10 protein-coding genes are annotated in these 14,743 nt (G+C 54.0%); 4 read left to right on the forward strand and 6 right to left on the reverse strand.

Features of this window, described 5'->3' with window-relative positions:
• Window positions 1-248 precede the first annotated feature (248 nt).
• Complete coding sequence (locus SH467x_RS04290; RefSeq protein WP_482370060.1) at window positions 249-2,141, forward strand: hypothetical protein; 1,893 nt, start codon at window positions 249-251, stop codon at window positions 2,139-2,141.
• Here SH467x_RS04290 and SH467x_RS04295 read toward each other — a convergent pair.
• From SH467x_RS04295 to SH467x_RS04320, 6 genes are all read right to left on the reverse strand, one after another.
• A complete protein-coding gene (locus tag SH467x_RS04295; protein ID WP_482370061.1) occupies window positions 2,138-3,541 on the reverse strand; it encodes a PEP-CTERM sorting domain-containing protein in 1,404 nt (467 codons plus the stop codon). The genes SH467x_RS04290 and SH467x_RS04295 overlap by 4 nt on opposite strands.
• A gap of 145 nt (window positions 3,542-3,686) precedes the next feature.
• Entirely contained in the window at window positions 3,687-4,118 is a 432-nt protein-coding gene (locus tag SH467x_RS04300) for an FHA domain-containing protein (protein WP_482370062.1), read from the reverse strand.
• Window positions 4,119-4,229: 111 nt separating this feature from the next.
• A complete protein-coding gene (locus tag SH467x_RS04305) occupies window positions 4,230-7,211 on the reverse strand; it encodes a TolC family protein (RefSeq protein ID WP_482370063.1) in 2,982 nt (993 codons plus the stop codon).
• Between the two features lie 146 nt (window positions 7,212-7,357).
• A complete protein-coding gene (locus tag SH467x_RS04310) occupies window positions 7,358-8,629 on the reverse strand; it encodes an ABC transporter permease (protein ID WP_482370064.1) in 1,272 nt (423 codons plus the stop codon).
• A gap of 36 nt (window positions 8,630-8,665) precedes the next feature.
• The gene (locus SH467x_RS04315) at window positions 8,666-10,276 is read right to left on the reverse strand and encodes a hypothetical protein (RefSeq protein WP_482370065.1); all 1,611 of its coding nucleotides are present in this window, start codon (window positions 10,274-10,276) and stop codon (window positions 8,666-8,668) included.
• Window positions 10,277-10,710: 434 nt separating this feature from the next.
• The gene (locus tag SH467x_RS04320; RefSeq protein ID WP_146676379.1) at window positions 10,711-10,938 is read right to left on the reverse strand and encodes a hypothetical protein; all 228 of its coding nucleotides are present in this window, start codon (window positions 10,936-10,938) and stop codon (window positions 10,711-10,713) included.
• 615 nt (window positions 10,939-11,553) lie between these two features.
• On the opposite strand from SH467x_RS04320, the gene SH467x_RS04325 reads away from it, so the two are divergent.
• The 3 genes from SH467x_RS04325 to SH467x_RS04335 all read left to right on the forward strand — a co-directional run bounded on the left by SH467x_RS04325 (window position 11,554) and on the right by SH467x_RS04335 (window position 14,688).
• Entirely contained in the window at window positions 11,554-12,879 is a 1,326-nt protein-coding gene (locus tag SH467x_RS04325) for an HD domain-containing protein (protein ID WP_482370066.1), read from the forward strand.
• Between the two features lie 477 nt (window positions 12,880-13,356).
• The gene (locus SH467x_RS04330) at window positions 13,357-14,364 is read left to right on the forward strand and encodes a DUF1559 family PulG-like putative transporter (RefSeq protein WP_482370067.1); all 1,008 of its coding nucleotides are present in this window, start codon (window positions 13,357-13,359) and stop codon (window positions 14,362-14,364) included.
• A gap of 132 nt (window positions 14,365-14,496) precedes the next feature.
• Entirely contained in the window at window positions 14,497-14,688 is a 192-nt protein-coding gene (locus SH467x_RS04335) for a hypothetical protein (protein ID WP_482370068.1), read from the forward strand.
• The last annotated feature ends 55 nt before the right edge of the window (window positions 14,689-14,743 follow it).

Raw genomic sequence — 14,743 nt, forward strand, 5'->3', positions numbered from 1 at the left:
AATAGCTCGGTGCAATGAATAACTCGGTGCCAAAAAACGCGACTTGGAGCAGATCGATTCAACTGGGGACCACCTCGCTTGTCGCTCTAGTCCTGCTCGCCATGCTTCCTTCATGGAGACAGCAGACGGGTTTAGCCCCGGGGCCACTATCGCACGCCCACGCTCAATTGCTAACTTCTCAGGCGACTCCTGGCTCTCCAACGATTGACGCAAAATCGCGCTGCGCGGCGTGCCACCCCAATGCAGCAATGGAGAGCGATCTCTCGATGATTCGAGCCGTTCATTCCGTCGAGCACCCCATCGGCGTTGGAGCGCAATCGCAACTTTGCCTTCAATGTCACGCAGAGAAGATGCCAAACGCAATCGCAGGCACGCCTCACGATTTGATCGGCAGCGACTTGCAGGCGCTGCTCCATTCGGTCTCGCAACCCGCACCATCGGATCGCTCCAAGAATACGATGGAGTGCTCGCAGTGCCACCGTGAGCATCAAGGACCGAACGAAGACCTCCGGAGCATCACCTCCGCGCGCTGTCAGTCGTGCCATCGCAAGACGTTTGACTCGTTCTCGGACGGGCACCCGGAATTCGTGAACTATCCCTCCCCTATCCCGCGCAGCATCCCTTTCGATCATGGAAAACATCGCGACGAATACTTTGCAAAGAAACAAGCCAACTTCGATTGCAAAGCCTGCCATCAGTCGGATGACAGCTCCGGGGTGGTAGGAAATATCTACCGAAGCGTTTCCTTCGAACGCGCATGTGCTTCCTGCCATTTGGAACCGCTTCAAAGCAGTAGCGGCGACGGGACAATCGTGCTGCAGCTACCCAGTTTCCAACGATCCCTGATCGAACAGGCAGGACTCGAACTTGGGCCCTGGCCTGATTCTGCCAGCCAAATCATGGATGGCGAGATTTCGCCCTTATGGCAAGCCTTGATCGCAAGCCAACCCGATGGCGGTGCTCTGCTGAAGGCGTTGCCGACCAGCAAACGTGTGCAAGACATCGACGTTCGCGAAAAGCTTCAATTGGAGCTCATCGTCAAGCTGGCGTCGACCATGCGGGATGCATTGCAGCGTTGGACCGAGGACGGTCAATCCTCCTTTCGAAGCACTATCGCACACGATACCGACCCGTTTTTCTCACACCTCGACACGATTCCACATTCACCTCGCGCTGTTGGCGCGGATCCCATTCCTCCGACTTTCGCGTCGCTCACTTTGGCGAAGCCGACGCTAACGCCGCGAGACCAGTGGCTCGATCGCATCGCTTCGGGGATCCCGACTGATTTGATACGGGATGCTTATAGTCGCTGGTTTGCCAGCGCCTCCCAAAGCCATCCGATGAGCCAACGCATTCGACAACCCAGTCCATCGTTGGCCAAGGCTCGCATGCAACCCCCTCGTGACGATGACGATCTCTTGCTACCAGGCAACGATGATTTGCTCCCAGCAGGCGAAAATCTGCTGGAAGGCCCCTCGGCAGTCAATATCACCCCTGAAAAGCCGAACGTAGAACCGCTCAAAACATGGAAGCACATGCCTTTTGGCGGCTGGATGCTCGATGACTCACGTGTAGCACTCATCTATATCCCTCAGCCTCACGCCGACCCTTGGCTCAGTCGGTGGCTTGAATGGCAATCCATCCGCAGTCGCACTCCCTCGCAGCCTCCTGCCCCCTCGATCGATCTCGGTGCATCGATGCGCTTAGAAAAACAATGCTTCCAATGCCATAACATTGCAATGGATAGCTTGGTCAGCAGTCCGATCCCCAATGCGGCGTGGAAGATTCAACAGCGGTCGGCATCGACCAAGCGTATCACTCGGTTCGACCACACTCCCCACCTCACGATCACATCCTTGAGGAATTGTGAGGCCTGCCACGTTTTAACGCCCGCTTCCCAAGCAAAGTCAAGGGTTGGGTCGCAAGGCTGGTCCGAGCAAGGGAGGACCGTCCATCACGAGTTTCAAACGATGAACAAAGCAGACTGCGCACGTTGCCATGAACGCCAATCCGCCGGCGATCAATGTACCCAGTGCCATCACTATCACGTTCACCAATTCGAGCCAGCGGATCCAACATACCTCCCCCCACCCATGCTCGGGGCGCGTGAACCATCGTCCACGATTCGACTTGCCCGTTAGCGCGAACGTCGTCGCCAAACACCACCTGCGACGGCGACGATGGATAGGAGCCACAAGGTACCTGGCTCGGGAACAGCCGTGATGCGCCATGCCAATCCAAACCGGGTCGCGATGTCCGAGGATATCTCGAGGGCGTATCGACCGGAGGACAAATTCTTCAAGTAAAGATGCTCTACATTGTCTACCGCGCTATCGCTGAAAGCAACCAGCGAACCAATACCTGCACCAGAGGTTTCGTAGAGCCGCATACTCATATTCGCGATGGTGAATTCGTTGAGATCGAAATTACCGTTGGCGTCCTCATATTGAGAATTCCAAGTCAGTAGGATCGAAGCTTCGGAGATGCTACCTCCGGACGCCACCTCAAAAGTCCAGAACTGGTTGCTGTTGGATTGAGCCTCTCCTAAATCCCAACCATGAAGCCCACTATTCGTTGCGGGGAGAGTCGCGGTGCCATTGAACTCCCCCCCCTCGAGAATCTTGTAGCTGTTGTAAACATCCACCTCGCCCGCACCGAAGATGGAGTCCAAGGGACGGGTGCTGGTATTCGACCAACCTGTGATCGACGACTTGTCCGCCCCCGCCATTATGATCGCCTTCATTGCCTCGGGAGCTCGCGCGTTGGCCATGTTCAAATTGTTGGCAGCGGAATGCAGGAATGTCGCCGTCGAGCTAACGATCGGAGTCGCAAAGCTGGTAGCTCCGTCGGGCGCGACAATGTCAGGCTTCGTTCTGCCGGTTACACCGATGGTTGTCACCCCATAACTGTGATTTCCGTCTGTCCGACCGACGACGAGCGAGTTGTAGGATTGGCCGTATATTTGAGGCACCGCACCATTTCCATTGTTCAACGCAACCACATTGGTGAACGCATCGCGATTGATCGTGTAATCCATTCTGGCATTTGACTCCACTCCGGCACTGGTGGGATCCAAGTTCCCAATGTAGGAGTGATTCATCACCGCGACGTTCGTCGGAATTGGCTGAAGACCTGACGTTAACCCCTGCTGATTGAACACGAAGAATGAGGCGTCGTAGACATCGACCTGCGAAACACTCGGCGCGATGCTCCATGTGTTTCCAACAAAATTCCTGGCGACAGTCGTCGCATGGGAGGATTGGGAAGGATCGGTTGCAGGCCCCAAATTGTTAAACGATTTGGCAGCGAATTCTGGCGAACCGGTATTGGGAAAATAGGCCACACCGTCGCCGGAAGCCTCCACCAACCCGACGCGCAAACCTGCTCCCGTTGGGATAGCTATCCCGCGTCCATTCAGTTCTTGAACCAGTTTCGTGTAGCCAATCGCTGCCTGGTATTGAGCGCAAGCCCATGGCATCGGAGCCATGGTCATCAGGGAAACGCCAAAGAAAGTAGCAAGCAATTTCGAGACGTTGAGCATGGCTAGACCGTGTCATCCATCATGAGTCAGCGCAGGGAATAAAGCTCGGGCGACATCGGAGAGAAAGATCAAGTTTAATTGCAGACCTGGTCTGGGGCGAATGATTTCGGAAGACATTCGGCGGCCAGACAACTGAAACAGGTCTCTATTCCTTCCAAAACTCCCACCATTTCTTGTTGGGCTCGGTGACCTCGTGCATCGTAAACGTCGCTTTGGGTACTGTCCTCAATGGCTGCGTGGTATTCGTACTACTGGATCGCTGGCGCGGCGCCTGCATCCCAGGGTCGGTATCAGAAGCGTACTCGACCTTGAGTGTCACCGAACCGATTTGAATCAAGTCTCCTGGGATCAGTGAATGAATCGATTTGATTCGCTCGCCGTTGACGTAGGTGCCGTTCATGGAGCCCATGTCTCGAATCTGCAAGGCTTCGTCAGGTCCGAGTAGCAATTGACTATGCGAGCGACTGATGGAGGCGTCATCAATACAGACCTGCGCGTCCACGCTGCGCCCGATCACCGCGGGGAGTCGCAGATTCCAGCCATGAACTTCGTCTAGCGAAACCAATCGGTAGTACATGTCGAGTTCTTCCAGGACAAGGAAAAGAAGGAAGATCGGAAAAGAGAAGAAGACCGCACGAGAAACGCCTCGCACGGTCGTCCAATTGTAAGTCGAACGACGGTGAAATGGCTACCGCGTCGATGGATTTCCAGAAGAACGGATCTCGGATTCCCCCGGCCCGATCGATTCCATTTGCCGAATTGTCGGCGAATAGCGCACATTGGGGGGCAAGACGTCGTAGGGGCGAGGATTGGTACCAGGGAAGTCCATGTTTACGCCTGGACCGGAGTCCTCTTGAACGCCACTCCAATATCCATTCGCATCCACGTCGAATGCCTCCAAATCGAAAAAGAGCTCGGTTCGGTCGGTAATGTAATTGACGTGTTGCCGCGCGATCGTACTCAACGCGTTCGTATACGCCTGTTGGGCTTCGAGAAAATCCCGGGCTGCAACGTTTTGGACCGCCAGCTTCAGTCGCAACTGTGTACTGATTACTCGCTCGTACGCCAACGCAGCGCTCGCCACCGCGATCGTGTACTGATTGCGGTCCAACGCGAGTTGTCGCAGGTCTTCGCGTATATCGAGTTTGACCGAATCCTCGGCCGCAATGAGATTGCGGAGACCGACGTTGTAGTTGATCAAAGCCGATCGGAAATTGTTGCGTTGCAATCGTCGATTGAGCGGCGTATCCAAAGCAACGCTTAATCTTGTCTCGCTGTCATCGAACGAGAAATCGAAGGGATTGCTCGATCCCGACTTCGTCCCCAAAATCTGCGTCGCTCGGAGATCGACGATCGACTTCAAGTCGTCTCCTGCCAGCTTGATCCGCCGCCAAAAATCGGCGAGTTCTCCCCGCTGATTCATGAGATCCAGTCTCTGTACCAAACCCGTTAGCAATGCTTCATCATGATCCAAAACAATCTCCTCCCAACCATCGGGACCATCGGCTAGGAGCCGATCGCTCAAGTCAATGGTTTTGTCGACGGTGCTAGCAAGGATCGATTCCATCGAACCTCCATCTCTTCGAATCATCAGTTCGGTCGCCTGACTGGCCAATTGCTCGATCGCTTGCACGAGCTGTACTGCATCGTTCTGACGATTGGGTATTTCCTCAAAGAAAGAAATCGATGTGAGATCAGCCCCTGCCTTCAGACCGTTGGAAATCTTCTCCAAAAAGCGATTCAAAACCGCGAGTCGCTCCGCGTATTGATCTCGAAGAGCTCTCATGGACTCTTGCCGCCCTGGATCGGCTGCGATCTGATTCGAAGCCAAAGCCAAGTCGATGACTTGCATCTCCGCGGAACAAAACTCGACCGCTCGGATCAAGATCCGCAGGGGTGGAGCAGGAACCTCGGACGACAGTTGGCTTTCAAGCTCCGATTTCAGAACATCGACCTGCATGCGCACTCCGATGACTTGTAATTGTTGCTGCAACTCCTTTAGCTCGCGTTTTGCAGTCTGAATCGCGTCGATGCGTTCCTGCAGCGAACCCGTCTCCAACGTTTCGTTCGGGTCTGCCTTCTCCTCAATTCGAAGCTGAATGTCAAGAATATTAGCCATGCGGTCCGCGAGAACTTCGGCCACGTTAGCGAGCGTCGTATTGTCGACCGTGGAAAGCCGCCTTGCCGTTAGCAATTCGGTGCGAGCTCGATTGATCATCTGTCTAGCAACACTCAATTCGTCGCGAAGCGAAATCGATTCCAATTCGCTCAAATCGACGACCAATACCGTTTCAGTGGGGAGACCGATTCGAAACTTCAACTGATCCAAAGCCGCTTCGAGGGTGAAGCAGTTGTTCACCAGGTTACTGCGCGTTCGCAATACGTTTTGCTCGAACTGATCTACCTGAATCCGAGGGATTTTTTCCGCAGTCCTGTACTCTGCTTGGCTCTGGATGAACCCTCGCAAGTTGGTGAAGTAATCCTGGGCGTTGATCTCGATCCCTCGGTAATTCAAAAGGAGGTTGTAGTATTGGTTTGCGATGTCGCGAAACAATTGCTTGCGAAATCGCACATACTCCCTCGCAGCATAAACAACGTCTCGCTCCGATTGAGTCAACAGTTCAAATCGAATGTCCCGTTGAAAGACGGTTTGCTGAAAATCAAAGATCATCTCCGAGCTGATGTCCGTCGCGAACCCCGACGGGCCGTTGAATGTGAGGACGATGCTGTTCGCGAATCGAGCAAGAAACTCGCCACCTGTTGCCAGAGTCCTCTCGACTCCAACGCCGGAAGGGATTCCCAAGGTGTTGTTCGTAAGTCCCGCACTTCTCGCATGACGGTAACTGGCAGCAGATCCATTTCCAAACGGCGACGGATTGAGCTCGAACTGATAGCGTTGTCGCGTCAATACAAGTGCAGCACGGTACAGAAGCTCTTTCCGCGTCTGAAACTCCCGCGAATTGATCGTCGCTAGTTCCATCAACTGCGGCAAAGCAAGCTGTTGCACCTGGGAGGAAATCAAATCCTCATCGGAATCGGGAAACGATTGACGATATTCCGCTCGCAGTGATTCGAATTCAAACATGCGATCTCGGCAGCTTTGCGGCAATACACTCCAAGCCTGCTGAGGGATCACGACTCGGTTCGCAATGCTCCCTACCGAAGGCCCATTGCTCCCCTCTGGAGTGGGCTCTTCGTTGGTACTGGATGATTCCCCAGCCTTGTCTGTTGGCTCGATCTGCTCTGACTGTGAACTCGAATCCGTATCGCTGAAAGACGCTTGTACCACCGCTCCCTTCTCTTGGAAGGGCGTTTCGCTAGGGAGGGTTGGGGGTGGCCAGCCCTCGATGGGAACGTTCATCTGGGCTGCAGCGGGAGGTGCGCTGGCAACTTGGGGGTTCGCGGTTCGCAACGGAGGGAGTTCGTAGCCATACAAAACGGGCTTGGGCGTCGGAAGCTGGGGACAATCCGGATTGGTAGGGTCGTAAAAGCGAGACCTTGTATCGGGACGGATGGAAAACCCAGGCGGAACCGGCTCGGAGAGATACGTCGACTTCTCCCGAACAATACTGTAGACATCACGGTCCGCTGCGGTCCGGTACTTCGTTCGCGAACATCCCAAAGGTAGGGATATGGCAATAGCCAATAGGAGAAGAAGCTGTTTTTGCATCGGAGGGACAGGCAAGCGGGGATGGCAAACAATACCATCTAGGAAATCGGCACGCTCTGTATCGATTCTCCAGCCTGTGCAATTTTTTCCGCCGTAAGAAATCGCGAGTCTTCGTTGCCGGCAACAGGATAGGAAGTTTAGAGAAGTTACTGATGACGCAGCGCTTCGATCGGACTCATGCTAGCAGCCTTGTACGCGGGATACACACCGAAGACGATCCCGATGCCGACGGAGATTCCGAACGCAACAACAATGGACAGAAGGCTGGTGGATGTCTGAATCCCAACTACCCAGGATACCACGACGGGGATGAGCACCCCGACAACGACACCGAGTATTCCACCGCTGGTACTCAGAACGGTTGTCTCCATCAGGAACTGAAGAATGATGTGCCGCTTCTTCGCTCCAATGGCGCGACGGATTCCAATCTCGCGAGTTCGTTCTGTGACCGTTGCGAGCATGATGTTCATGATGCCGATCCCTCCGACCAACAGCGAAATACCCGCGATAGAACCGAGCACCAAATTCCAAAGCCGTTTCTCACGTTCCGCTTGTTGGAGCAATTCGAGCGGCACCTGAACTTCGTAATCCCCTTTCCCCCCATGATTCTTGGCCAGAACGCTCCGAACGACAGAGGCAACAGGCCGAACCTGGTTTTGGTCCGGCAATTCGATCGTGATTTCGCTGAGTTCGACGCGAACATATTGACGAGAGCCTGTCTCCACCAATCGCTGCACCACTCCCATGCGATTCTGAGCTGAGGTAATCGGAATGAATAGATCTCGATTTTGATCGCTGGCGTCTTTGCTGATGGTACGAGCTGTACCACTATCTCCATAGGAGACAACGCCTACGACGCGATATGCATCGTCCCCCACAAGAAGCGATTGACCAATGGGATCGTCGAACCCGAACAGATCCGTCCCGATCGACTGCCCAATGACAATCACATTGGCCGAACGGGATACTTCGTCCGCGTTGAAGAATCGCCCTCGAAGAGGTAACTCCTTTACATCCGGCAATCGTTCGGTGGTTGCTACGATGCGAGCCCCTTTGACGTTCCGCTTCGCATGCTGCAAATTCTTCTTGTGAAACACCGCAGGAACCACGGTCGATCGATCGAGTCGCAGGGACTCGAGGGCACGCAAATCTGCAAAACTCAATCCATACGCCAGCACATTGGTCGAAGTCGTCGAAGTGGCATTTTCATTCGTCTGTGGCTTCACACTCCGGACGATTACATTGGCGGAACCAAGCTTTCGGATTTGTTCCAAGGCCTCTTTCTTCGAGCCCTCTCCAATCGAAAGCATCGCAATCACCGACGCCACCCCCAGAATGGTCCCAAGGAGAGTCAGCACGCTGCGAAGCTTGTGCAATAACAAATTTCGCAGGGCAAGTCGATACGTTGCAAATAGCACGTATTATTCCTCTCTGGATCCGAATCTCGGGTGCAACTAGGTGTTTGAATCGGAAGCTTGTTTGTCGTCAAATACGGCGGTCGCCAGATCTTGAGCGTTGATCGCAACGGATTCTCCCTCTTCCAACCCGCTGAGGACTTGAACACGTGTATCGCTGGACTCTCCCAGTTCGACGGGCTTGGGGAACAATCGATTCGACGCATCTCGAACCAAGACGTAGGTTTTCGAATCCTTTTCGAGAATGGCGTGGATCGGAATGGTTAAAACATCGGGGATGTTTTGGACCATAATTTCCGAAACTGCAGTCATACCCGGTTTGAGTCCAGCGACCGATTCATCGATATTGATGATGGTCTGATACACCTTCGTATCGTTCCCAGACCAGCTATTCTGTTCAGGTAGAACCGCGACCGACTTGACCGTACCGCGGTAACTTTTTTGAGGGAATGCATCCACGGTAACTCGCACCTGCAAACCGGGTCGAACCTGATCCAACGCCGATTCGTGGATACGCGTTTCCACTTGCATGGCATCCAAATTGGGAATCGACAAAAGCTTTTGTCGAAAGATTACGGGTATTCCCTCCCGAACTTCCATCGAGCGATTGTTTGGGTACGCCACCATGCCGGATTGCGGTGCATAAATCTTGCACTTCTCCAGTTGGCTGCGATACCTGGCGAGTCGCTCTTCTTCTTTCTTGAGAGACTCGTCCTTGGCTCGCATCAACGCTTGCACCTGGGCAAGCCTCGCTTCGTTGTTTCGGAGAACCTGCTCCAGCGACCGCTTGGCCGTGGCTACTTTGCCCTCTAGCCCCAGCAGCTCCTTGCGCTGCTCGTAAACCTGCATTTTCTTTAGGGTCGAGAGCTCGGTTTGAAGCTGGTTTAGTTTCGCGGCGAATAGGCCCTCCGCTTGAAGATAAGTCAATTCGATCCGGCGCACTTCGTTCCGGTTGGCGTACCCGAGCTTGAAGAGAGACTGGATTCCGCGATGCTCTTCCCGTCGAAGCTCCATCGTCGCTTGGGCCGAGAGGATTTCATTGTTGACATCATCGATGCGACGTTTGTTGGCATCGACGGCCAGCTTTTGGGTGCCGTTCTCTTTGTCGATGTACATCTCAAGCTCAAGCTCGGCTAGCTTCACCAGAAGCTCCGCCTCAGCTTGCGCGGTCGTGTTCATCGTGATCTGATTTTTGAGATTCGCGTCCGCTTGGATCTTTTCGGCCAGCGCATTCTCGGAGTAGAGGACTTGCTCATCGAGCGCCTCTTGCATTGGATTGGAATCCAGCTCGAGAACCAAATCATCCTTCTGCACCGAAGCCCCATTGGGAATCATCCACAAGACGGTAGTCCCGTTGATATTGTCCTTTCGAACGTCTTCTACTTCGCAAACGAGATCAATGTTCGACTGGCTCTCAAGCGAACCACGTTCGAGGACTACAATTTCCAAATTTGATCGTTCCACCGACTGCCACACGGCTTGCGAAGCGAGATGGCTGAAATTGCTTCCTCGCCGGTAACTGCTCCATCCGTACGCCCCCCCCGCCAGAATGACGAAGAGCGCGATCCAAATGCGAGCTCGTGAAACCAATTTCCGAGTCTTCCAAACGCGGTGCGAAGGGTCGCGCCCCGAGGATTCTTCCAAACTCATAACTGTGCCTCCAAATGGAACCACAGAGTGTGACACGGAGGGCAAAGTCGCTGGCAACCGAAAGCTCCTTCCAAAGCGATAGCTAGCATTGGATTCGAACTTAAGTTGCGGGACGCGATTTGCTGTGTCTTTGCCGCTCTCTCTGGTGGGGTGGGATACGAAAGGGTGGGGTGGGATACGAAAGGTGGGATGGATAGGTGGGTAGGGAACGGATGGCGCTTCCTCGTCGAAGCCCACGCCAACCTTTCCTATCGAAGTCGGCGCCGCTCAGCCTCCAAGAGTAATGGAAGAATTGGTGGAAATCAACCGACATCTCATTATCCGTCCGCGGCAACCCATCGGTCATTAAATGAAGAAAGCCTGGATTTCTCCAGGCTTCTTGCAACTTTTCGGTTACGGAACGTCAGTTCACGGGCTCGAAAATCACTCGAACGCTACTCACGAGGACGAATTGCGCCGGTCAAGCCGCTGTAATCAACACGGTCATCGGAGTGCCACAAAGGCTGCCCGAGTTCGACGCGACGACGGAGAACTTCGATTTTTTCTTGCGAGCCTGCAGGTGCATCGGTCGGCAAGAAATGGTTGTCTACGATTGGATCGAAGTCTTCATCATGACCGTACTTGAGAATTGCTTCAAAGACGTTCTTACACAAATTACTCATTAAATAATGGCCCTCCCAAAGTGTCCAAGGATAGCGAGCGATTGCCACATTCTCTCGCGCTCGTTCTTAGGGATAGAATGGACTTCCATTCCAAGAAATCTCTGCGGGTGGAATCATCACTACTAACCGCGTCTGGCGGCCACGACACCCGCAAAATTTCTTCTTCTTTTCTCCCAACGACCATCGATTATTGACATAGGGGGAGTAAAGTCAAGAAAATTTTAACCTTCCCTTTGCGATCTGCCCCTTGCCAACTCACACGGTTTCGAGCAGGCAAGGTTTGCGGCCTAACAAGTTTGCTCATTGCGAATCCACCGGGGCTCGCAACCTGAACTTCCTAGCTCTCGAAAGCCCCCGCTAGTGGCCCTCAAAGGTATCATACGCCCCACAAATCGGGTTCCTATCAGTGCAGCCGCATGGGGGCAGTCGAGAGCTTCCCTTCACTCTTCGCACATCAGTAGCTGGAAAGTGCGACATTCCGCCCCTCAAAACTTTTTTTGACTTGCATGAAGTACGATGTCTTCCCATGACGTTGTTGACCTCGAAACGCCGTCATTGAAACGCAGTAGTTGAAACGCAGTCGTTGGAAAAAGGTGCTGACCCAAGGTGAAAGAAATGGAGTTCCCTGAGCTATCGAGCCGCTGCCCGTCGATCCGCATCAGTCCTGAGGTCGATGTCCCTGTCACCCCACGCGTGAAACGACTGATCGACACCGCAGCGTTCCGTCGGCTCGCCCGGGTCAGCCAATTGGGACTGGTGTCGACTGTTTACCCGGGTGCAACCCACACCCGCTTCGAGCATTCCTTGGGGGTCTACCGAAATGCGGTCCATTTTGTCCAGCATCTGCGATCCGATCCCGTTTTCCAGCAAGTGATCGCACCGCCAGATGCCGAGACGTTCATCGTGGCAGCTCTCTTTCACGATTTAGGCCATTGGCCTTTCTGCCACGCCATCGAGGATCTCCAAATCCCCGGAATCCCCCATCACGAAAACATCGCCCTCCCCCTCCTTTCCGAACCTCCCATGGCGGAGTTGCTTGAACAGGACTGGAACCTCACTCCCGTTGCGATCGCAAAACTCCTCTTCGTCGAGAGCGAGAGCGATCAGAGCCGGCCCGCAGAAACCATTCTCCGATCGATGCTCAGTGGCCCCATCGACATCGACAAACTGGATTACTTGGAACGGGACTCCACCCACGCGGGCGTCCCCTACGGTCGAAACTTCGATCGCAGTCGCTTGATTCGCGCCCTCTGCATCCACCCAGAGACTCTCAAACTGTCGATCGGCGATAAAGGGAAGACAGCCGCCGAGATGATGGTCTTCGCTCGATACATCATGTTCAGCGAAGTCTATTGGCATCACGCTGTCCGCTCCGCGACTGCGATGCTCCAACGCACCGTCTATGAACTATTTCAACACCACCGGTGCGATGCGACCGATGTCCTTCGCTGGGCTCACGCCACGGACCATCAGGTCATCGAGGAGTTGCTATCTCGATCTCGCCATGAACTCTGGGAATCCTGCGCGGCAGGAATCTTCGGTCCCATCCGCAATCTCTACAAGCGGATCGCCCAATTCGATTATCTGGACGAGCCTCTACTTCATCGAAGCTTGTCGAGGCGACCTTATGCGGAGATCACGACCCTCTCACGACGATTGTCTCAAAGGATCGCCAGCCTCTTACCGACCCCGGTCTCAGACTTCGATGTCTTGATCGACGCCCCTTCGCACAAGCTGGATGTTCAATTCCAGATGGAAGTACGTTTGTCTCAGGGGGTATTCCGTCAGCTAGGGGACGTATCCCCTATGGTGCAGGCACTTGCAACGAAACAGTTTGACGACATCGTCAAGCGCGTTCGAATCTTCGCGAATCCGACGGTCGCAACGGCTGTTCGCGAATCAGGCCTCGACGTGCGCGAACTTATAGCAGACATCCTCTGAATCGCCCTTGCGAATCTTCAGTGAATCTTCATTGAATGCAACTTGCTGTGTGATTTCTAGAGCCTCCCGCTTCACCGTCCGGCAGTTACGGAAGATGCAAGCCCCTTGCGCAACTTCATCATGGTAACTCCGCGCTGCGCGACCAACAGCAACAGCATCTCCTCATATGAAGAGTCTGCGAAGTTCGTTCAAAAGCCCTCCCCCGCCAGTTGAGTTCGAACGATCATTCCTTACGATGGCACTCGCACAAGTGCTGAACAACCACAAGTGCTGAACAATACGGTGCACTTATGTTGCGATGACCGGTATGGTTCAACATTCTGTTCGTCGCGTTGAGCACACCGCACCTTCCGGTACGCCGCAGGCCACGGCCCGCCGGGTCCTTCCTTATTGGCTCTTGTTGCACCCTTGCGATCGATTCCTCGGGTGCTGCAACATTCCATTTCGTTACTCTGTCCGGTTATCGGGAGTCTTACATTGTCCATTTCGAAAACAAGCCTTCGACGAGGCTTCACACTTGTTGAACTGTTGGTGGTCATTGCCATCATCGGTATTCTCGTAGGTTTGCTATTGCCAGCCGTGCAAGCGGCTCGCGAAGCCGCCCGTCGTATGCAGTGCTCCAATAACATCAAACAGATGGCACTGTCCTTTCACAACTTCCAGGATGCGAATCGCTATCTTCCCGGCGGTGCAAGGGACGGGAATGGAAAATTCGGTGATGCCTTGAGTTCCTGTTGCAACTCCCGTAGCTTCACCGGCTATAGCTGGCTCTACCACATCCTTCCCTACATCGAGCAGCAAAACCTCTATGACCTTGCTGCAAACAGCGACCCAACCACCGCTTCTGCCGACAACCCGGGCAATAACCTGGTTGCAGCACGCTTACCAGCCACCTATGCCTGCCCCTCCCGACGATCTCCGACTTTGTACGGTGGGTCTTATCGCGCCGACTATGCAGGAAACGCCGGGGAACGTAACCCAGCCATCGGCCTGCGAAGTGGAGCTCCTAGCAACGGGAAACGAGGTGTCGTTCGTCAGATCGATTCCCAAGGCTGGAAATTGACCATCGAGCAAATCAAAGACGGCTCTTCGAACACCTTGATGATCGGCGAGAAGGCATTGCACCCAACTGCTTATGGAAGCGAAGGTGGTGATAACGAACGTTGGAGCAATCCGGGCTGGGACGAAGATATCGTTCGATATGGTGCGATAATCGTCCCTGCAGAATCGAATTTGCAAGAAGGATTACCACCCATTGCAGACTCGCGAGCACCTCGACTCGAAGGCTCGACATGGATCGTGGCTCAAACCAAGCATGGCAATCGATTCAATCAGTGGCATCCGTTCTTCGGATCGTCGCACACTTCAGGCATGAACGGTGGATTCGCAGACGGCTCGGTTCAATTCATGTCCTTTTCCATCGACGCCGAAGTCTTCCGGCGATTGAGCTTGGTCGACGACGGCCAAACCGTGGCTCTCGAGTAATCGACCATCCGGCCACAGCCGGAACGATGGAGCTGGGATTATCACGTGCACCTACCCAACAACGCATGGTTCACGTGGTGATCCCTCTTCTTTTTCCATTACCTATCCTCACTACCCCAGAAAAATTCACTTATGAAAGCTCAATCATTCGGTTTCCTAATCGCCTTCCTACTCCTTACCATCGTGGGTATGTCGAGCGGATGCGGGTCAGGGTCCGACGCGAAAGCAGATGTCACTGCAGAATTAGAGTCCGAGATCAAGGCGCACGATACAGAAGTCGAGGAAGCGGAGAAGGCTCAATCCGCACCGACTAAAAACAAGTAGCAGCAAGACAAAGTAACCAGACGGAGCAACAACTCGTTCGCCCTTCCATGGCTCT

Source organism: Brakhagea slesvicensis (genome assembly GCF_052161625.1).
Lineage (GTDB): Bacteria > Planctomycetota > Planctomycetia > Pirellulales > Pirellulaceae > JBKCUI01.